General features: G+C 39.5%; 20 protein-coding genes and 2 pseudogenes. 16 read left to right on the plus strand and 6 right to left on the minus strand.

The features are described from left to right. Window positions 1–25 precede the first annotated feature (25 nt). From agaF to BTN98_RS12770, 8 genes are all read left to right on the plus strand, one after another. Window positions 26–469, plus strand: coding sequence for a PTS galactosamine/N-acetylgalactosamine transporter subunit IIA (gene agaF, locus BTN98_RS12735; protein ID WP_060997256.1), 444 nt, complete (start codon window positions 26–28; stop codon window positions 467–469). 2 nt (window positions 470–471) lie between these two features. After that, on the plus strand, window positions 472–1632 hold the full coding sequence (nagA, locus tag BTN98_RS12740) for an N-acetylglucosamine-6-phosphate deacetylase (RefSeq protein WP_060997255.1): 1161 nt from the start codon (window positions 472–474) through the stop codon (window positions 1630–1632). 62 nt (window positions 1633–1694) lie between these two features. Next, complete coding sequence (kduI, locus tag BTN98_RS12745; RefSeq protein ID WP_060997254.1) at window positions 1695–2525, plus strand: 5-dehydro-4-deoxy-D-glucuronate isomerase; 831 nt, start codon at window positions 1695–1697, stop codon at window positions 2523–2525. Window positions 2526–2606: 81 nt separating this feature from the next. After that, window positions 2607–3362 (plus strand): 2-dehydro-3-deoxy-D-gluconate 5-dehydrogenase KduD, encoded by a 756-nt coding sequence (gene kduD / locus BTN98_RS12750; RefSeq protein ID WP_060997253.1) that lies wholly within the window; start codon window positions 2607–2609, stop codon window positions 3360–3362. A gap of 12 nt (window positions 3363–3374) precedes the next feature. Then, the gene (locus tag BTN98_RS12755; RefSeq protein ID WP_060997252.1) at window positions 3375–4427 is read left to right on the plus strand and encodes a glycoside hydrolase family 88/105 protein; all 1053 of its coding nucleotides are present in this window, start codon (window positions 3375–3377) and stop codon (window positions 4425–4427) included. Window positions 4428–4533: 106 nt separating this feature from the next. Next, entirely contained in the window at window positions 4534–5268 is a 735-nt protein-coding gene (locus BTN98_RS12760) for a carbohydrate-binding family 9-like protein (protein ID WP_060997251.1), read from the plus strand. A 227-nt stretch (window positions 5269–5495) separates the two neighbouring features. Then, window positions 5496–7103 carry an NAD(P)/FAD-dependent oxidoreductase gene (locus BTN98_RS12765; RefSeq protein ID WP_060997250.1) on the plus strand — a complete coding sequence of 536 codons (1608 nt, stop codon included), beginning with the start codon at window positions 5496–5498 and terminating at the stop codon, window positions 7101–7103. A gap of 363 nt (window positions 7104–7466) precedes the next feature. Next, window positions 7467–8144, plus strand: coding sequence for a YoaK family protein (locus tag BTN98_RS12770; protein ID WP_065190137.1), 678 nt, complete (start codon window positions 7467–7469; stop codon window positions 8142–8144). Window positions 8145–8221: 77 nt separating this feature from the next. On the opposite strand, the pseudogene BTN98_RS12775 reads toward BTN98_RS12770, so the two are convergent. Continuing rightward, window positions 8222–8866: pseudogene (locus tag BTN98_RS12775) on the minus strand (dihydrodipicolinate synthase family protein); the annotation flags it as partial. Between BTN98_RS12775 and BTN98_RS20640 the strand changes: the two are divergent. From BTN98_RS20640 to BTN98_RS12805, 6 genes and pseudogenes are all read left to right on the plus strand, one after another. Then, a pseudogene (locus BTN98_RS20640) lies at window positions 8862–9470 on the plus strand (putative N-acetylmannosamine-6-phosphate 2-epimerase). The pseudogenes BTN98_RS12775 and BTN98_RS20640 sit on opposite strands and share 5 nt — an antisense overlap. Further along, window positions 9467–10360 (plus strand): N-acetylmannosamine kinase, encoded by an 894-nt coding sequence (locus BTN98_RS12785; protein WP_060997247.1) that lies wholly within the window; start codon window positions 9467–9469, stop codon window positions 10358–10360. Before BTN98_RS20640 ends, BTN98_RS12785 begins: the two are co-directional and overlap by 4 nt. A gap of 46 nt (window positions 10361–10406) precedes the next feature. Beyond that, window positions 10407–11885 carry a sodium:solute symporter family protein gene (locus BTN98_RS12790; RefSeq protein ID WP_060997246.1) on the plus strand — a complete coding sequence of 493 codons (1479 nt, stop codon included), beginning with the start codon at window positions 10407–10409 and terminating at the stop codon, window positions 11883–11885. Window positions 11886–11965: 80 nt separating this feature from the next. Then, window positions 11966–12427 (plus strand): N-acetylneuraminate anomerase, encoded by a 462-nt coding sequence (nanQ, locus tag BTN98_RS12795; RefSeq protein ID WP_060997245.1) that lies wholly within the window; start codon window positions 11966–11968, stop codon window positions 12425–12427. Between the two features lie 160 nt (window positions 12428–12587). Beyond that, window positions 12588–13247, plus strand: coding sequence for an HAD family hydrolase (locus BTN98_RS12800; RefSeq protein WP_060997244.1), 660 nt, complete (start codon window positions 12588–12590; stop codon window positions 13245–13247). A gap of 2 nt (window positions 13248–13249) precedes the next feature. Beyond that, entirely contained in the window at window positions 13250–13468 is a 219-nt protein-coding gene (locus BTN98_RS12805) for a TIGR02450 family Trp-rich protein (protein WP_060997243.1), read from the plus strand. On the opposite strand, the gene BTN98_RS12810 is transcribed toward BTN98_RS12805, so the two are convergent. Beyond that, window positions 13465–13941 carry a methylated-DNA--[protein]-cysteine S-methyltransferase gene (locus BTN98_RS12810; RefSeq protein WP_060997242.1) on the minus strand — a complete coding sequence of 159 codons (477 nt, stop codon included), beginning with the start codon at window positions 13939–13941 and terminating at the stop codon, window positions 13465–13467. The genes BTN98_RS12805 and BTN98_RS12810 overlap by 4 nt on opposite strands. A gap of 66 nt (window positions 13942–14007) precedes the next feature. Continuing rightward, window positions 14008–14928 carry a M14 family metallopeptidase gene (locus BTN98_RS12815; RefSeq protein WP_060997241.1) on the minus strand — a complete coding sequence of 307 codons (921 nt, stop codon included), beginning with the start codon at window positions 14926–14928 and terminating at the stop codon, window positions 14008–14010. Window positions 14929–15175: 247 nt separating this feature from the next. Between BTN98_RS12815 and BTN98_RS12820 the strand changes: the two genes are divergently transcribed. Next, window positions 15176–15712, plus strand: coding sequence for a Dps family protein (locus BTN98_RS12820; protein WP_060997240.1), 537 nt, complete (start codon window positions 15176–15178; stop codon window positions 15710–15712). 104 nt (window positions 15713–15816) lie between these two features. Here BTN98_RS12820 and BTN98_RS12825 read toward each other — a convergent pair whose 3' ends face one another. The 3 genes from BTN98_RS12825 to BTN98_RS12835 all read right to left on the minus strand — a co-directional run bounded on the left by BTN98_RS12825 (window position 15817) and on the right by BTN98_RS12835 (window position 19047). Next, the gene (locus tag BTN98_RS12825; protein ID WP_060997239.1) at window positions 15817–16869 is read right to left on the minus strand and encodes a succinylglutamate desuccinylase/aspartoacylase family protein; all 1053 of its coding nucleotides are present in this window, start codon (window positions 16867–16869) and stop codon (window positions 15817–15819) included. Window positions 16870–17106: 237 nt separating this feature from the next. Then, window positions 17107–18438, minus strand: a complete 1332-nt coding sequence (locus BTN98_RS12830) for a peptidoglycan DD-metalloendopeptidase family protein (protein WP_060997238.1) — start codon at window positions 18436–18438, stop codon at window positions 17107–17109. Between the two features lie 300 nt (window positions 18439–18738). Next, a complete protein-coding gene (locus BTN98_RS12835) occupies window positions 18739–19047 on the minus strand; it encodes a hypothetical protein (protein ID WP_060997237.1) in 309 nt (102 codons plus the stop codon). Window positions 19048–19203: 156 nt separating this feature from the next. Between BTN98_RS12835 and BTN98_RS12840 the strand changes: the two genes are divergently transcribed. Further along, window positions 19204–19650, plus strand: a complete 447-nt coding sequence (locus BTN98_RS12840) for a bifunctional diaminohydroxyphosphoribosylaminopyrimidine deaminase/5-amino-6-(5-phosphoribosylamino)uracil reductase RibD (protein ID WP_060997236.1) — start codon at window positions 19204–19206, stop codon at window positions 19648–19650. The last annotated feature ends 59 nt before the right edge of the window (window positions 19651–19709 follow it).

A 19709-nucleotide genomic window follows, 5' to 3' on the forward strand; every position in this document is an offset into this window, starting at 1 on the left:
CCCCCTTATTTTCAAGGAAAGAATCATGATTGGTATCGTTGTTTCAGGTCATATTAATTTTGCATCAGGTATGGAATCAGCGGTTCGCGCCATTGCTGGTGAGCAAGAACAAATGACGTATGTGGATTTTGTTGAAACCATGTCTACCGATGAGCTAGAACAGGCTTTACGTCAAGCCGCAGCTGATGTGGATAGTGGTGATGGAGTATTATTTTTAACTGATATTCCTGGTGGATCTCCGGCTAATCGCGCCTTAGCAATAGTAATGGATACCCCTAATGTAGAACTTATTGGCGGCGCTAATTTACCGATGATTGCCAATGCTGCCTTTGAGCGTGATGATGCTGACTTAACTGATCTTGTTGATACCTTGCTTGATATTGGTATGTCATGCATGAAAGACATGCGTCGTGAACTTAACAGCATGATGACGCAATCAGCTGAACTTGAATGTGAAGACGGACTGTAATTATGCGCTTTGCACTTCATCCACAACGCATATTCACCCCCACAGGGATCCGCTATAACCACTATGTAGTAGTGAATAACGGTAAGGTTGAAAGCGTTACTGATAGCCGACCTTTTGATTGCGAAGTGATTGAATTAGAAGGTCAAACATTAGTTCCTGGTTTTATTGATATTCATATCCATGGCCGTGCAGGCGCAGATGTCATGGACGCAACGCCAGCAGCATTACAAACCATAGCTCAAGCATTACCTGCAACAGGCGTTGTGGCATGGGTTGGAACCACAGTAACCGCACCTTGGTTAGATATAGTGTCTGCTTTACAACAAGTGCGCCATTTCTGTGAGCAACCACAGCCATCAGGGGCAAGGTTATTAGGCAGCTTTCTTGAAGGGCCTTACTTTACAGCAACACATCGAGGTTCACACCCAACTCAATATTTAACCGCACCAACCATTGCGGCGTTAGCAGAATTAAAAGAAGTTGCTGCAGATTCATTATTACGCGTCGCCCTTGCACCTGAATATGATGGTGCTAGTGAAGCTATTCAGTGGTTAACCGATAACGGTATTAAAACCTCGATTGCACATACCAATGCCAATTTTGAACAAGTGACCCAAGCCCATCACCATGGTGCCGATTGTGGTGTGCATTTATTTAACGGTATGAGTGGCTTACATCACCGTGAGCCAGGTTGTGCAGGGGCAGTACTTTATCACGATATGTTAGTTGAACTGATTGCTGATGGTATTCATGTTCATCCTGTAATGATGCAATTGGCTTATCGTATCAAAGGCTATCAAGGTATGGCGTTAATTACTGATTGCATGCGTGCTGGTGGTCTTGAAGATGGTAAGTATCAACTAGGTGCGCAGATGGTTAACGTAACCAATGGTGAAGCACGTACTGATGATGGCTCTTTGGCTGGTAGTACTTGCAGTTTAGATCAAGCTATTCGCAATATGATCTTATTAGCCAATGTACCTGAATGGGAAGCTATTCAGATGGCAACCGCAGTACCTGCAAAATATTTGGGTATTGACGATCAATTAGGTGCTATTGCCCCTGAATATAACGCCAGTTTTGCTGTGCTTAATAGTCAATTTGAAATTCAAGCAACGTTAATCGACGGTGAGTGGTATTACCCAGCATCGGCTCAACAATAATTCGTAATCATTCACAGCTTATTTAACTGCTGTGAGTCATGTAATGATTTAAGAGGTTTTTCATGGAAATTCGTCAACCAATTCATAGCCAGCATGCCAAGCAATTAGATACTGCAGGTATTCGTGAGCAGTTCTTAATTGAAAATATGTTTCAAGAAGGTCAAATCAACCTTACTTACAGCCATATCGATCGTATTATTGTGGGGGCAGCAGTGCCGACTACAACAGCTATCGAGTTTGAAGGTGGTAAAGAAATTGGCGTTGATTACTTTTTACAACGTCGCGAATTAGGTGTGATCAATATCGGTGCACCAGGGGTAGTGATTGTTGATGGTGAGACGTTTGAGATTGGTTCTCGTGAAGCTATTTATGTTGGTATGGGTGCTAAGAATATTCGTTTTGAAAGTGTAATTGCCGATAAGCCTGCTCGTTTTTATTTAAACTGCGCTCCTGCTCATCATGGTTACCCAACCCGTAAAATTACCCGTGAAGAAGCCTCGCCAGAGCAAATTGGTTGTCAAGAAAACTGTAACGTTCGTACTATTTATAAGTACTTACATCCATCAGTATTACCAACCTGTCAGTTATTAATGGGCATGACTGAATTAGCACCGGGTAGTTTGTGGAACACTATGCCGTGTCATACTCATGAGCGTCGCATGGAAGTGTACCTATATTTTGATATGAGCCAAGATAACATCGTGTTCCATTACATGGGTGAGCCTCAAGAAACACGTCATATTGTAGTGCGTAATGAGCAGGCTGTGATCAGCCCTAGTTGGTCAATTCACTCTGGTGTTGGTACTGCAGCTTATACCTTTATTTGGGGAATGGTAGGTGAAAACCAAACTTTCCACGATATGGATCATGTTGCGATGAGCGATCTTAAATAAGCCGTTGTGGTTAATTATTAATGAATTTAGTGAGTAGCGCTGGCGACTATTGTTAGCGTTACTATACAAGGATAGAACTCGATGAATATGTTTGATTTAAGCGGTAAAGTTGCGATTGTGACAGGTTGTAATACAGGTCTTGGTCAAGGTATGGCATTAGGACTTGCAAAAGCAGGGGCTAATATTGTGGGTATCGGTCATCAGGCAGCACCTGAAACGCAAGCGCAAATTGAAGCGTTAGGACGTAAATTTCATTACATTACCGCTAATTTAATGCAGCAAGATAAGCTTGAAAACATTGTTGCAGAAGCGGTAGAAGTGATGGGGCATGTTGATATTTTAATTAACAATGCTGGCATTATTCGTCGTGAAGACTTACTTAAGTTCTCTGAAAGTGATTGGGATGATGTGATTAACATTAACCAAAAAACCTTGTTTTTCTTATCACAAGCCGTTGCTAAACGTTTTGTTGAGCAAGGTAATGGCGGCAAAATCATTAATATCGCTTCAATGTTATCTTTCCAAGGTGGTATTCGCGTACCGTCATACACCGCGAGTAAATCAGCTGTTATGGGTCTAACCCGCGCATTAGCGACTGAACTTGCTGAATATAATATTAATGTCAATGCGATTGCTCCAGGTTATATGGCAACAGATAACACTGAAGCCCTCCGTGCCGATGCTGATCGTAACGCAGCAATTTTAGAGCGTATTCCAGCTAATCGTTGGGGGTTACCATCTGATTTAGAAGGCCCAGCAGTCTTTTTAGCGTCAAGTGCGAGTGATTACATTAATGGTTACACCATCGCGGTAGATGGTGGTTGGTTAGCGCGCTAAGGAGAGCAAATCATGGCAGCATTAGGTTCAAAAGAAACGATTTTAACGGCAATGAAGCGTGTTTATCGTTACCAAGCACAAAACCAAACTCGCAGTGTGGTTCGTCGCAGCGGTAAAACTCGTTTTATTAAAGATACTGACTGGGAGCGTGGCGTATTTTGGTCATGTGTCTCTGCAGCATGGCTAGCAACAGATGATAATGAATACCTTGATGGGGTGATGAATTATACCCTTCATACTGGTTTTAGAACCGGGCCTAATGATCGTTTTGCTGATGATCATATTTGCTGTCAAGCCTACCTTGATGTTTATCCATTAATTGATCAAGTGGAAGCGTTAGAGCCAACGATTAAAGCGTTAGATCTTATGGTTGATAATCCACAGCCTGGTCGTAAAGATTGGTGGTGGTGTGATTCATTATTTATGGCACCGCCCGCATTTGCAGCATTAACCCAACGTACAGGTGATCCTAAGTACCTTGATTACATGAACACTGCATTTTGGGATTCGGTAGAGCACCTACTCGATCCTGAAACGGGTTTATTCTACCGTGATTACCGTTATATTCCTGACGGTAATGGTGGTGAATTACGTGAAGCTAACGGCAATAAAGTCTTCTGGAGCCGCGGTATTGGCTGGGTATTAGCCGCTGTGCCACGTTTACTTGCGCGTATGCCGAAAGATTATCCACAGCGTGAAAAATATTTAGCGTTGTTTAGCTCGCTTGCAGCAGAAGTGATTAAGTATCAGCAAGCTGATGGTTTTTGGCGTACAAGTTTGCTCGACCCTGAAAATTTCCCTGCACCAGAAAGCAGCGCTACCGCGTTGTTCTGTTACGGTTTAGCGTGGGGAATTAAGCACGGTCATCTTGATGCTGAAACATATCTGCCTGTGGTTAAAACTTCATGGACGGCTCTGCAAAGCTGTATTCATGATAATGGCATGATCGGCTGGGTACAGTTACCTGCATTTAATCCGCGTGATGTTGCCTTTGAACATAATATTGATTACGGAGCTGGCGCATTTTTATTGGCAGCAACAGCAGTTGCTGAGCTGGTTGAATAAATAACAATAACGTCAACGCAATAAGTTGAAAGCTAGGTTAGTTCAAGCCGATTTACATGTTAGATCGGCTTTTTTATAGCTGAAAAACGATAAATAAGGATATTTAATGAATAAGTCAGTCATTATAGCTGCCGCAGTGACGATGAGTATGGTCAGTTATCATGTGGTTGCTGAAACAACTGCCTCCATAGCCACGGTATATAATATTAATCATGCCAAGATTGCTCCTGTTATTGATGGTATCGCCCAGGATAATGAATGGAAATCAGCTCAAGCATTAACCGATTTTACTTTTCCTTGGCGTGATACGCCCGCACCTGCAACAGAATTTAAAGCTGTGTGGCATGCTGATTCTCTCTATTTTCAATACACAGTAACGGATGCGAATGTTGCGATTGGTACTGATCCAGAACGTGCTATTTTAGATTCCGATCGAGTGGAAATTTTCCTTGCTAAAGATGTGCAATTATCGCGTTATTACACCATGGAAATTGATCCTAAAGCACGTGTGTTTAGTGCAGAAGCGAGCTATGACATGATTAATCAAAAACGCGCGTCATTAGACAGTAATTGGACATGGAAAGGCTTAGAAATCAAAGCAAGCTTAACTGATAGCGGCTATGTTGTTGAAGGCAAATTACCACTGCAGACATTGACTGATTTATCGCTATGGCAGAATAAACAACAAACGCAATTATTGTGTGCTTTAATGCGGGCAGAGTTCACTCAACAAGCTGATGGCAAGTTGGATATGGGGTGGATGACATGGATAGATCCTAAAACACCTCAACCAAACTTTCATAATCCACAAACATTTGGCCAGTGTCAGTTAGTCAAATAATAACTATTAATTTATTATAGGTTATTAAAAAATAAGGTTTATGCCGATATTTATATCATATGGCATAAGCCTTTTTTGTTTTAGATAGGAATATAATGCAAATATTGGGATAAACACTAAAGTCTGTGAGATAATACTTGGCTAAGGTATAAATCTACCACCATCTGCGGCTAGGTTTATTCTCTCCGAGATATTTTATTGCATTTCCAATCGAGTTAGTGGACTTAATGATACGTATTAATGAAGTTAAATTACCGTTAGATCATAGTGAAGTAGCTTTACATGATTTTGTCATCAACAAGTTATCGATAAATAAAGATCAACTAGTTGATATTCATATCTTTAAACGTGGTTATGATGCCCGTAAAAAGAATGATATCTATCTGATTTATACTTTAGATGTCACTTTAAAAGACGTTGATGAAGAGCAATTACTAACGACGTTTGCTAACGATCATCATGTGAAAGCATCACCAGATACGAGCTATAAGTATGTAGCTCAAGCGCCTGAAAATATCACTGAGCGACCAATCGTTATTGGTATGGGCCCATGTGGTTTGTTCACTGGCCTTATTTTGGCACAGATGGGATTTAAACCGCTTATTCTAGAGCGCGGAAAATCAGTGCATGAACGTGCCAAAGATACCTTCCGTTTTTGGCGTACACGTGAGCTAAACACCGAATCCAATGTGCAATTTGGTGAAGGTGGCGCAGGTACATTTTCTGACGGTAAACTATATAGCCAAGTAAAAGATCCTCGTTTCCTTGGTCTTAAAGTAAAACAAGAGTTTGTTGCAGCAGGCGCACCAGCTGAAATTATTTATGTTAGTAAACCTCACATTGGTACCTACAAATTGGTAACGATGGTTGAGAAGATGCGCCGTAAAATTATTGAACTTGGCGGTGAGATTCGTTTTGAAACTCGCGTTGAAGAAATCAATATTGAAGATAACCAAGTCTCTGGTGTTACGTTATCGACAGGCGAAGTGATCCCATCAAAGCATGTTGCATTAGCGATTGGCCATAGCGCACGTGATACCTTTAAGATGTTGCATGACAAAGGTGTCCACCTTGAAGCGCAATCATTCTCGGTTGGTTTCCGTATTGAACATAAACAAGAAACTATCGATACTGCGCGCTTTGGTAAAAATGCAGGCCATCCATTATTAGGTGCTGCTGACTATAAACTGGTTCACCACTGTAAGAATGGTCGTTCTGTTTATAGCTTTTGTATGTGTCCTGGCGGTGTCGTTGTTGCTGCAACATCAGAGCTTGAGTCAGTAGTAACTAACGGCATGAGCCAATATTCACGTAGTGAGCGTAATGCTAACAGTGCGATTGTAGTGGGTATTTCACCACAAGATTTTGCTAACGATCCAATGCAAGGTATTGCACTGCAACGTAAGTTAGAGCGTAATGCTTATGTTCTTGGTGGCAGCACTTATGACGCACCTGCGCAATGTGTTGGGGATTTCTTAGCGGGTAAAACCGTCAGCCAAATGGGTGATGTTGAGCCGTCTTACAAGCCAAATGTTAAGTTTACTGATCTAAGCAGCAGTTTACCTGATTATGCTATCGAAGCGATTCGTGAAGCATTGCCTGCGTTTAATAAAAAGATCAAAGGCTTCTCTAATGCTGATAGCATGCTAACAGGTGTTGAAACACGAACCTCTTCTCCTGTACAAATTAAGCGTGGTAAAGATTTCCAAAGTATTAACACTAAAGGTTTATACCCTGGTGGTGAAGGTGCCGGTTATGCGGGTGGTATTTTATCAGCAGGTATTGACGGTATTAAAGTTGCCGAAGCGATTGCGCTTGATATGTTAAATGCATAATTAGTGAACCAGTAAAGGTGTGATAGCTATGGATTATTGTTATTGCACCTTTTATTGTCTTTTCTACCGTGAGCTGTTGTTAACTTCATCAATTATTCTCTTATTAGTAAGTGAAAAATCGCGACCTAAAAACACCGTTTGAACATGTTTATATTTGACTATTCTAAAAGATGACGGCTAATTATTACTTATCGTGAAAGATGAGGTTGAGCGTGATTTTTGTTAATAATTTGAAGTTACTAGCCATGCTGAAATATTTAGTTACAATAACGCGCAATAAGAGTAAATAGCCTCTTTCAATTGATTGAGTGCAAGAGTTTACTGATAGTAATAATATGGAAATATAGTCGGATATAAATAGTAATGTTAAATGAAAGGCGGTTCTTTTTATCATTAATGCCCTATTTGTTACTGCTAGTGGCTGGGGTAGTAGATTCAGTTGGTTTTTTACATCTTAAAGATGGGGTGTTTGCCTCTTTTATGAGTGGCAACTCGACGCACTTAGGGATGATGCTCAGTTATCATGATATTCCTCAAGCTTCTATTTATATTGCAATCTTGGGTATTTTCATTATAGGGGCAATGTCTGGTGAATTAATTGCTCTATCTAGCCGTCGATTCTATCGTGGTGTCGTGATGACATCGGTATCTATTGTGCTGCTATTTGCAACCATCATGCAGTATTATGTGCCTTTTTTAGCAGTGAACTTTATCATTTGTTATGCAATGGGGATGCAAAATATTGCCTTGCGGTTAACGATTGAAAAAGCAATACCATTGACTTATGCCACCGGTTATTTAGTCAATATTGGCCGATTACTGGCATTGGCGATCGTTGGTAAAGGCGAGAAAAAACGGTTGCTACAATACCTCGGTTTATGGGGGTCATTGATTAGCGGTGCAGTGATAGGCGGGACAATTATGCAAACAATCCCTCAATATTCATTATTACCGCCATTAGCATTAACGGTCTCAATCGCTATCACATTGCTATATATCGAACATACACAGCGTTCAACACCTATTGACACTGAATTGTAATAAATACTGTCAATTCACAGTGTAAATAATAAAAAGGCCAGCATCTATATGCTGGCCTTTTTATTTATATTTGATATTTATGCTCCTATCGCATCACGCATTTTACACATAACATCTTGTTTTTGTTCTATTGTTAATGTGCGTAATGGTAAACGTGGATCTCCTGCATTAATATCATGCAACATCATGGCTGTTTTACCTGCCGCAACACCACCGTATTCAACTAATACACGAATAAGCGCAATAACATTATCCATTTTACTTAACACTGCTTGGTGATCGCCTTTCGCAAAAGCATCAATCATGTCGTGATAAAGTGGCGCTGCATAATTGTAAGTACTGCCGACAGCGCTGATTGCACCAACAGCCAATGCGCCAGGAAAATGCTCATCAACACCCCATGGCACATCATATTTACTATCACAAACGCGTAAACAACGTTGGTATTCATATAAGTTAGTACTATTAAATTTCACGCCATATAAATTTGGAATCACTTTGTCAGCGGCAATTAAGAATTGTTCCATATCAACCGTTACGCCGCTCATTTCTGAATGGTAGTAGTAAAAACCTTTTGATGGTGCTGCGTCAGCAACTGCTTTACAGTAATTCACCAGATCAGTGACATTATTAGGTTTAAAGAAACAAGGACCGATAGCTGAGGTTGCATAAATGTCTAACTGATCAGCATGGCGGGTTAATTCAAGTGTATCGGCTATGGCGCAATCATCGATTTTAGGTGGTGCTGCGGGGTTACGTATTGAAGGTATTGCGAATTTACAAGCAACACGACCACATGTTGATGTACCTATTATTGGTATTGTTAAACGAGATTTGAATGACTCAGCGGTAAGAATAACGCCTTTCGTGCAGGATGTAGCTGATCTTGCTGCCGCTGGTGCTGACATTATTGCGATTGATGGAACTCAACGTCAACGCCCAGAAACGGTTGAAAATCTGATTAATGCTATTCACCAACATGGTTGTTTGGCTATGGCTGATTGAGCGACTTTGGCTGATGGTGATATCTGCCACCAACTAGGAGCTGACATTATTGGCTCAACACTATCGGGTTATACCGGTGGTGACGTTCCCACTGAACCTGATTTAGCACTTGTCATGGCTTTTCATCAACGAGGCTATTTTGTCATGGCAGAAGGGCGCTATAACTCGCCACTATTAGCAGCGCAAGCAATAACAGCAGGGGCCAATTGCGTTACTGTTAGTTCAGCAATCACTCGCATTGAACATATTTGTCAATGGTTTAAAGACGCGGTAAATACGGCAGCAACTGTAACAGAATTACCAGCTAAGGATATCGCATGAGCGTTTGTTTAGCGGTTGATATTGGCGGTACGAAAATAGCAGCGGCATTAGTCGATTGTGAAACTAATCATATTATTGAACGATGCCAAATAGCGACACCACAATCGCAACAGCCGGCTATTTTGTCTGCTGCATTAGCGTCATTATTAAGACCATTTATCAACCAAGCAAATTTTGTCGCAATCGCGTCAACAGGCATTATTGATAACGGTATTTTAACCGCTTTAAACCCTGATAATTTAGGTGGTTTAAATAAGTTTGAATTAGTCGATGAAATTCAGTGCATCACACAATTACCAACTTATGCAATGAATGATGCTCAAGCGGCTGCGTGGTATGAATATATTTCGCTTACACCTAATAATAATATTAATAATATGCTGTTTATTACCGTTTCGACTGGTATTGGCGGCGGTTTAGTATTGAATCAACAACTACAAACTGGTGCACGTGGGATTAGTGGTCATATTGGACATACGGTAGTAAATGCAAATGGGCCTATGTGTGGTTGTGGCCGTCAAGGATGCATTGAAAAAGTAGCTTCAGGTACGGCAATTGGCGAAATTGGGTCGTTATTATTTGATTGCTTATACAGTGGACAAGAGGTCTATCAACTGGCACTTGAAGGTAATAATGACGCGTTAAATATTATTCACTCTTCAGCTGCAGCTGTTGCTGAATTAATTGCTAATCTGACCATTACATTAGATCTCGATAGTGTTGTTATCGGGGGGAGTGTTGGTCTTGCTCCAAATTATTGTCATTACATTCAACAATATCTAAATCAAAAACCAGCACTTTATCGACCTTATATTATTTTAGCTCAATCAGGAGCAGACGCAGGTTTATTAGGTGCTGCAAGTTGGTTTGCACAACAACAAAGTCATTAATAATAATTTAAATATTTTATCTCAACCCCTACATGGTGAGGCTTATATGGAAATTCAAGCATTTGGTACGCTAAATTATATCGTGCTGGTCGCATATTTAATTGGTGTAATGTTGGTGGGTGTTTATTTTGCCCGACGTCAAAAAACTGCAGATGATTATTTTAAAGCGGGTGGTCGAATACCTGGCTGGGCTGCAGGTGTTAGTGTGTTTGCGACCACATTAAGTTCGATTACATTTATGTCTATTCCTGCTAAAGCTTACACATCAGATTGGACATTTCTTGTTGGGCAGTATTTAGCGATTCTTATTCTTCCAATCGTATTTTATTTTTATATTCCGTTTTTTAGAAAACTCAATCTTACCTCTGTTTATGAATATTTAGAGCGTCGTTTTGATATTAAAATGCGTTTATTTGCCAGTATGTCATTTATGTTATTTCATATTGGTCGTATTGCGATTATTACGTACTTAACCGCACTAGCATTAATGCCTTTTGTAAAGATTGATCCATTAACCATCGTATTTTTTATTGGTGTGTTATGCATTGTATATACCTTCTTAGGTGGTATTGAAGGGGTTATTTGGACCGATGTTATTCAAGGGATTATGTTATCAGTTGCTGCAGTATTAATATTTGTCACTATCTGTTTCCATGTTGATGGTGGCGTGTCTGAAGTGTTCCGTCTAAGTGCTGAGCAAGATAAATACTTCCCTAGTTCAAGTTTTGAATGGAGTTGGACTAACAGTACCTTACCTGTATTAATGATTGGTTTCTTGTTTGCTAACTTACAGCAATTTACGGCAAGTCAAGATGTGGTGCAGCGCTATATTGTGACTGATTCAATTGAAGAAACGAAGAAAACGCTACTCATTAACGCGAAACTTGTTGCTTGTGTCCCGTTATTCTTCTTTGCTATTGGTTCAGCTTTATATGCTTTCTATAGCCAAAACCCACAGTTAATGCCTGAGAATTTTAACACTGGCGGTATTCTGCCTTTCTATGTCATTTCGCAAATGCCAGCAGGTATTGCAGGATTTATCATTGCCGCCATTTTTGCTGCATCACAATCAAGTATTTCAAGTAGTTTAAATAGTATTTCTGCATGTTACACCATGGATATTTATAACCGCTTTGGCGAAGAAAAAAATATCCAGCAAAGCTTTAATACCGCACGTATTGTAACGGTTATTGCTGGCGTATTAGGTGTTGCTGCCTCGGTGTACTTAATAAAAAGTAATGAAAGCCAATTATGGGATGCGTTTAACAGCTTAATTGGTTTAATGGGTGGACCGATGACTGGTCTATTTATGCTGGGTATCTTTGTCCGCCGTGCAAATGCAGGCAGTGCGTTATGTGGTGTGATTACAGCGGTTGCCTCAATTCTATTTATACGCGGCTTTACTGACTTGAACTTTTTCTTCTATGGTGTGATTGGTACTTTAATGGTGGTGATAGTGGGCTTTATAACGGCACCATTCTTTAAAAGTAAATCGACTCAAGAACTTGATTTAGTTACTGAATAATACTCGACTGGTTAAAAAAACTTAAAACAAAGCGGAGAAGATAGGTGCTTGTCCGCTTTTTATTTTTAAAGGATAAGACAATGATTTTTGGTGAAATCAAACAACCGCTACACACATTACCAATGGCTTTTCAGCAAGCGATACATTTTATTAATAGTAATGATATGGCAGTATTGGAAAATGGTCGTCATGAGATAGATGGTGATCGTATTTTTGCTAATGTGATGAGTTTTGAAACTCAAGACGCCGCCAATAAACAAGGTGAAGTGCATCAGCAATATATTGATTTTCAATATCTGATCAGTGGCGAAGAGCGGATTGATGTGTCACTTAATTTAGCGGATTGCATTCCTGCTACAGATTATGACAGTGATAATGATTTTACATTAGTTGAAACCATGCCTAATACCAGCTCCTTATTATTAAAGCCGGGAATGTTTTTAGCTATTTTTCCACAGCAGCCACATAAACCCGGTTGCGTGATTACAGCGCCTATGGTGATTAAAAAAGTAGTGATTAAAATCCATAAAGACTGTTTATAGTGATGGATTAATACAACTAAAACGTCAAGCTACTGTTTATTAAGTAGCTTGACTAAGTAGCAGGTCGTGATCATTCTCGCTGAATTCACTGCTGACAATTGCAATTGTATGCATATATTCTTACACTGGTTAGTGTGGTTTGCTGATAACGGAGAATGGTATGCAGACGCCGATCCCTTGCAATATGATTAACGGTGTTATTTTTGATTTAGATAATACGCTTGTAAGCTCAGCATTAGATTTTGACTGGCTACGCCAACAATTAGGCTGTTCGGCTGATACTGATTTGTTGCAATATATTGATGAGATACCAAATATTTCATTACGCAAACAATTACAACAAACAGTGATTGATTATGAATTAGCAGATGCCCGTCAATCGACTGTTATGCCTCAATGCCAACAATTATTGTCTTATCTCAAGCAACAAAACATTCCGACAGCAGTGGTAACACGCAATTGCGCTCAAGCAGCAATATTGAAGATAAATCACCATAAACTGCAATTTAAACATATTGTTTCACGTGAAGACTTTGCACCTAAACCGGCTCCTGATGCTTTAGTTTATATTGCCGAGCAGTGGCAATTAGCTCCTCAAAACATACTCTATGTTGGTGATTATGTTTATGATCTACAAGCTGCTTACCGTGCTAACATGCCATCATGTTTAGTGACTAATGGTGAGAATTTACCGTTTACTCAACAAGCATCTATTGTGATTCAAAGCTTAGGTGGCTTGATAAAGGTTTTACGGCAACAAGCATATATGTTACCGCAAGAGCGTGATAGGGTAGAGTGTAATATCCAGTCAGGGAATTAATTATGGCTAATCCAGTGAACCCTAAAGCATTGTTGCACAGTAAATGGACCAAAGTTGTAGTGGATAATAAAGAAAAGCATTTTGAGATTGTTACGGTATTATTTAATGATAATCAGCAAGTTGAAAAGTGTGTAATTCAAGCAGTAATGACTAATCGACTTTATGATATTGAGTGGCAAGATTTAAAGAATGATCAGATTTGGCTTATAGGCTGGAATTAAACATGTGCAGCTTCAAGTGCTAATAATGTTTGTTTTTTGTCTAACCCGCCAGCATAACCAGTTAATTTTCCATTTTTTCCGATCACACGATGGCATGGAATAACGATAGATAGTGGATTTTTACTATTTGCCATACCAACGGCTTGGCAAGCTTTTGGATTATCAATAGTGACGGCGAGCTGTTGATAACTCCAATGGCTGCCATACGGAATCGTCAGCAATGCTTGCCAAACCCGTTGTTGAAAATCGGTACCTTGCGGTGCTAAAGGTAAATCAAATTGTTGGCGTATACCTGCAAAATATTGTTGTAATTGCTGCTCACATTCAGCTAAAAGAGGGTGTTGTGGTGAGTAAGTTGCGGTTTCAATTGCTGGTGTTTGGTGTTTATATAAAATAGCTGTTAGGGCATTATCTGTGGCGTATAGCGTTAAACAGCCCAATGGTGTATCTATGGTGTGGTAATAAATCGACATGATAAAAACCTTCGCGCTATAGCTTGATAATCAACAATAGCGCGATTAATGATGGATAAAAATAGCTTATTGGTGTTGTTTTAAATACTCAAGTGCGCCAACGATTGCAGCAACCTGCGCCATATTACATTCATCATCAGTAACACGTGGGCTGTCAGGGTAGACTTCTGTTGTTGAAGTGTATTCTGCATCGGTTACGCTAGCACATAAGCCTAATGCTTTTAATGGATAATTAATCACCCCTTCTTGAGTGATCGGCTCACCAATAATATTACCTTCATTGTCTGCTGGTGCAATATGAGTGACATAACGAACTGAGTCAATAATGGCTTTTTGGAAAGTATCTTGAGGATTTTCACTGTCACCAACACCATAAAAACCGTCAGGTACGATATCTGGAATATATTCTTTAGCATCGCGTGCCGCTAGTGCTGGCCTAAACTCACTTTCATCGCTGTCTGTTGTTTCATGTAAATCAAGGTGCATTAGAAAATGCGTTTGTTGTGATTGGACGAGTTGCATTAATGCTGCTGATTCTTCTGCTGGGCTATTAGCATAAAATGAACGGTTAGGATCAACCGTATTGGGGTTCCAGCGATTAATCGTTTCATATCCCCATGGACTAACACAAGGTACCACTAAAATATTAAAGTCAGCACTGTATTGTTCAGCTTTAAGTGCTAAAAAAGCTAATGCACCATGAACACCGCTGGTTTCATAACCATGAATACCACCAGTAATAAGTACTGTTGGTTTGGTTTTATCCCAATGATGAGTTTTAATTGCGAAAAGGGGGTATTTTTCTGGCGCGTAAGATAATGCGCCGTATTGTTCAACATCGAACTTTTCACTTAATACGAGAATTTTAGAAACAACTTGCTCTAGATAACTACGTTTAATCGTGGTTTGTGCTAACCACTCAGCTTTTTCTGTTGCACTCCATTTTATTCCAGGTGCACCGATTGCGTATCTCACTGAATTATCCATTGTAGTACCTATTCATTATTATTGATGCGTTTACTTTCAGAGGGTAAACAGCTTGTAATATTTAAGCAAATATTGATGTAAAAGAAAGAGCAAAAATAATAAGTATACTGAAATAAAGTTGCCGTTATTAACCGAGAAGAAAGCAAATTTAGGTTGCATTAATCTGCTAGTAGATACTATTGTCATACAAATAAATTGGCCTATAGTTACTTGCGTCCAATAAATTGTTTTTATAAAGGAAAAGACGATGAGTACTACTATCTTGAATGACGTTCAAATTGAAGATGCTAAACAACACCTTACTCGTCCTCTAGCCACACCTACAGATTTATGTGTAGACGCGACTAAAGAGATCAGTGGTGCGTTAACTGCAATCTTAGCGGATGTATTTGCTATCTATATGAAGACCAAGAATTTCCATTGGCATATGAGTGGTGCCCATTTCCGTGATTACCATTTAATGTTAGATGAGCAAAGCGCGCAATTGTTTGCAATGACCGATGATATTGCTGAACGAGCACGTAAGATTGGTGGTCGTACAATACGCTCAATTGGTGAAATTTCACGAATGCAGCGTATTTTAGATAATGATGCTGAGTATGTTGAACCAGCAGATATGCTTGCTGAGTTGTGTGAAGATAATAAACAATTAGCTGCGGAACTTCGTGCTGCCCATATTTTATGTGATGAACGTAATGATTTCTCTTCAGTGAGTATGATTGATAATTGGATTGATGAAACCGAGCGTCGAGTCTGGTTTCTTTATGAATCATACCGTCATTGAGTGATATAACATTTACTCAAATGTTAATTTTAAAGGATAGATTTAATGATCTATCCTTTTTATTTATTCTTTTCTTGATACTGTTATTTTACAGTAAAGTTGACTTAACTAGTCATGCCCCATTTAAGATCATCATCAAGTTCTTCTACTGCATCATATAGATAAGACTCTACTTGTTCTTCGACTAAACCATCTGGCTCTTCAAAGAAAGCAATATGGAAGATAGCATCACCTTCATTAACCAGTGGTAATGTTTGCTGGCCAATCACAATACCGCCTTGAGGGGCAATCACGGTCACTTGATTGCTTCCAGCAGGATCGCTGATCGTTGCAATAACTTGGTTTTTATTAACCTTTTCACCTAATGCAACGTGTGAGCGTAGCAAGCCATCAGAATCAGCGCGTACCCAACGTGTCGCCTTTGGCACCATTGGCTCAATGGTTTTTTTACTGCGGCTAGTGCGTAACATATCTAAGTGGCGCATAACCTTTAATACTCCTTGTACGCCAGAGCCGACAGCATGGGCGTCAAGGCGAAGTGCTTCACCAGCTTCAAAAGTGATCACAGGGATATCAAATTGCTCGGCAGCTGCACGCAATGAACCTTCACGTAAACTTGCATCTACAACGACAGGAGAGCCAAATGCCATAGCCATTGCTTTAGCTTGTGGATTATCAAGGTTAGCACGGATCTGTGGCAAGTTAGTGCGGTAAATGGCTGCGGTGTGTAAATCAACGACATGGGTTGCACGACGTACGACTTGATTAAAGTATTGATACGCCATTCGTCCTGCGATTGAACCTCGCTCAGCACCTGGGAAACAACGGTTAAGATCTCGACGATCAGGCAAATAACGTGATTTATGAATAAAGCCAAAAACGTTAACGACAGGTACAGCAATAATAGTGCCGTGAAGTTTTGATAAGTCAATTTTTTCAATAACTTGACGAACTACTTCAATCCCATTGAGCTCATCGCCATGTATTGCGGCATTAATTAATAATACCGGGCCTGGATGTTTTCCGTGCAGAATATCAACTGATACCGATAAAGGAGAGTGGGTATAAAGACGAGCAATTTCTAGTTCGCAATTGATATGGTTTCCCGGTTCAACCATTAAATCTGAAAATTCAAACGGGGTATTTTTTGTGGCCATGGATACATCCTGTATATGGGTAATTAGAATATGATTAATGTTTACGCATAGAAAGTGATGGAGTTATAACATATTGAGAATAATCATAAATTCCATTTTAAAACAGGAACAATATCACGTTTAATTAGATTTAAAGTAGCGGAAATGTATCAAATTGTATCGGTTGTGAGGGTTTATGGTTGCTAAAAATAATAAAAAGGCACTGTAGTCGTACTACAGTGCCTTATATTGTAATAATTATATTTTTTTAGGTTCATTAGCAGCGACTTCTATATCGCTGTTTTTATGCGTTAATGGCTGACGCATTAGACGATTATATTGTGCTACATCAAGTTCAAACTCTTTTTTCTGTTGGTGTGACACTGACGCTGCTAATGGAATTTTTGCTGTTAATGGGTTAACAGGTTTACCTCGCACTAAAAATTCATAATGAATATGCGGGCCAGTCACACGACCAGTTCGACCTGATAACGCAATTTCTTGGCCACGTTTAACTCGTTGTCCGACCTTGACTAGAATACGGCTGTTATGCAGATAGCGGGTGCTGTAATTGGCACTATGCTTGATTACCACATAACGACCAGCATAAGGGTGGTTGGTTACGCGAGTAACAACGCCATCACCTGTCGCGAGTACGGGGGTTCCTGATGGTGCAGCAAAATCAACGCCGTTATGTGGTTGTATACGTCCTGTTACAGGATGACGACGATAAGGATTAAACTGTGAGCTAACACGGAACCGTTTTGCGGTTGGATAACGTAAAAATGCCCGTTGTAAGCTTTCGCCATTTTGGTCATAAAAATTACCGTCACTGTTTAAATAGGCAGAGAATTGCTGCTTATTGGTGTACAAACGAACGGCTTGGAGTTCAGTATCACCACTGGCTTGATTATTAACATACTTTGCTTTGCTGACAACTTCAAAACGGTCACCTGTTTTTAGGTCACGATCGAAATTGAGTTTGTCTTTAAAGATAGCCATAATTTCATGAATATCTGTGTAACTTAAGCCCGCTTTTTTTGCTGATGAACTAAAACTACCATGAATTTCACCACTGATGACTTTTTCACGCCATACGCCAGGTAAGGTAATTTCTTTAACACTAAAGTCGTTATTCTTTTCTCGAGTGTAGTCAATCATATGTGCAACGTTAAATTGTAGCTGCACTTTATTTAAACGATGATTGCTGTCTGTCACCCAAAATCTTAAGATATCATTTGGACGTAAGTTATCAATTTGTAAGCTATTTAAATCGGCAGCCATGATGTCTTTAACATCGGCTTGCGGTAAATTTAATTGTGCAAATATCTCACTGAGTGTGTCACCATTTTTGACTTTATATTCATAGGTTGGCGGTAACACAATATATTTAGTGACCGCCGCTGGGGTCAGGGTTTTTAATACTACTTGGGGACTTGTTACTAAAGGTAGTTGGGTCTCTTTATAGTGAGTTGAAGGTGTGGTATTAATTGAGAATACGGCAGCAGCAGTAATAATAGATAGCCCAATTAGGCTAATAAAGCGGTAATTTACAACATTGGTTAATACTGTCGTTTTAAACGTAGACATAATGCTCGTCAGTTCTTTTATTTTTAATGAGTGCGAGTGTCAGCACTTGGCTTATTTTAGCAAGTATGTATAAAAGCATAACTTTTCTGAACCTTAAATGAATTTATATCTTTGAGGGGAATTTTTGCTTAATTTTTCGATGATTAGACGCAAAAAGTATATAAATGATAACTATATGATAGTTTATGTTTCAATTGAGCTGAAATGATAGTTTCGTCCAGCAATGAAAATCAAAAGTGCGCTGGACGAGTTGAGTATTAATGAGCACTGATAACAGTGTAGCAAGGATTACCTGAATGATTACTGAGGTTGAGTATGTGCTTTAGTGTAAAAAGCACAGGTGTTTTTTTTCTTTGGACGCCGCGCTATTTCTCGTTGCTCTAAATGGGCGTCTTTGTGAGAATTTATTTGTAGATAATTATTGGTATTGATTGAGTGTATTACATCCGTTTGGACTTTCTCTGTTGTTGTTAATTGATGGCTATGGTCAATATATTCAATCATATCTTGAGTCTGTAATGGTGTTGCTGTAGTACTTGGTGGTGTTGCGAATGCGGATAATGAATGCAGTGCTAACGATAATGTTAAGGTTATGATTAATCGTTTCATGAAAAACCTCATGTTATTTAGTAAGGGTATTTAAACCTATCGCACATGAATTGAGGGTGAGTTGTAAATTCATATATTATTCATGGTATCAACATAACGGTTAAGCTTGATTTCGTTATAGAATATTGAATTAGAGACTATTAAAGTGAAGGTGTTATGACAAACTTAGCGCAAGAAATAAGCTTTATGCAGCGAGCATTAACATTATCGCATCAAGCTTTGCCTGCTTGTCGTCCCAATCCGCCTGTTGGATGTGTGTTAGTAAAAGACGGCTTGATTGTCAGTGAGGGATTTACGCAAGCACCGGGGGGTCATCATGCTGAAGCGATGGCATTAGCAAATTATGATCAACCACTGGATGATATAACGGCTTATGTAACATTAGAGCCATGTTCATTTGTGGGGCGAACACCGTCTTGTGCACATACTTTAGTTGAAAAGGGGATAAAGCGAGTGGTTGTAGCAACTCTAGATCCTGATCCACGTAACAGCGGAAAGGGTATTGATGTATTAAAGCAAGCGGGAATAGCAGTAACATTGGGATTATGTGAAGCAGAAGTCTTTGCGTTTATTTCACCTTATTTATTACCGAATAATAATTAAATTTAATTCTATATAAACAAAAGCCAATTTAAATCGATAAATATTATCGTTATTAAATT

Source organism: Photobacterium aquimaris, from assembly GCF_002954455.1.
GTDB classification, from domain to species: Bacteria; Pseudomonadota; Gammaproteobacteria; order Enterobacterales; family Vibrionaceae; genus Photobacterium; species Photobacterium aquimaris.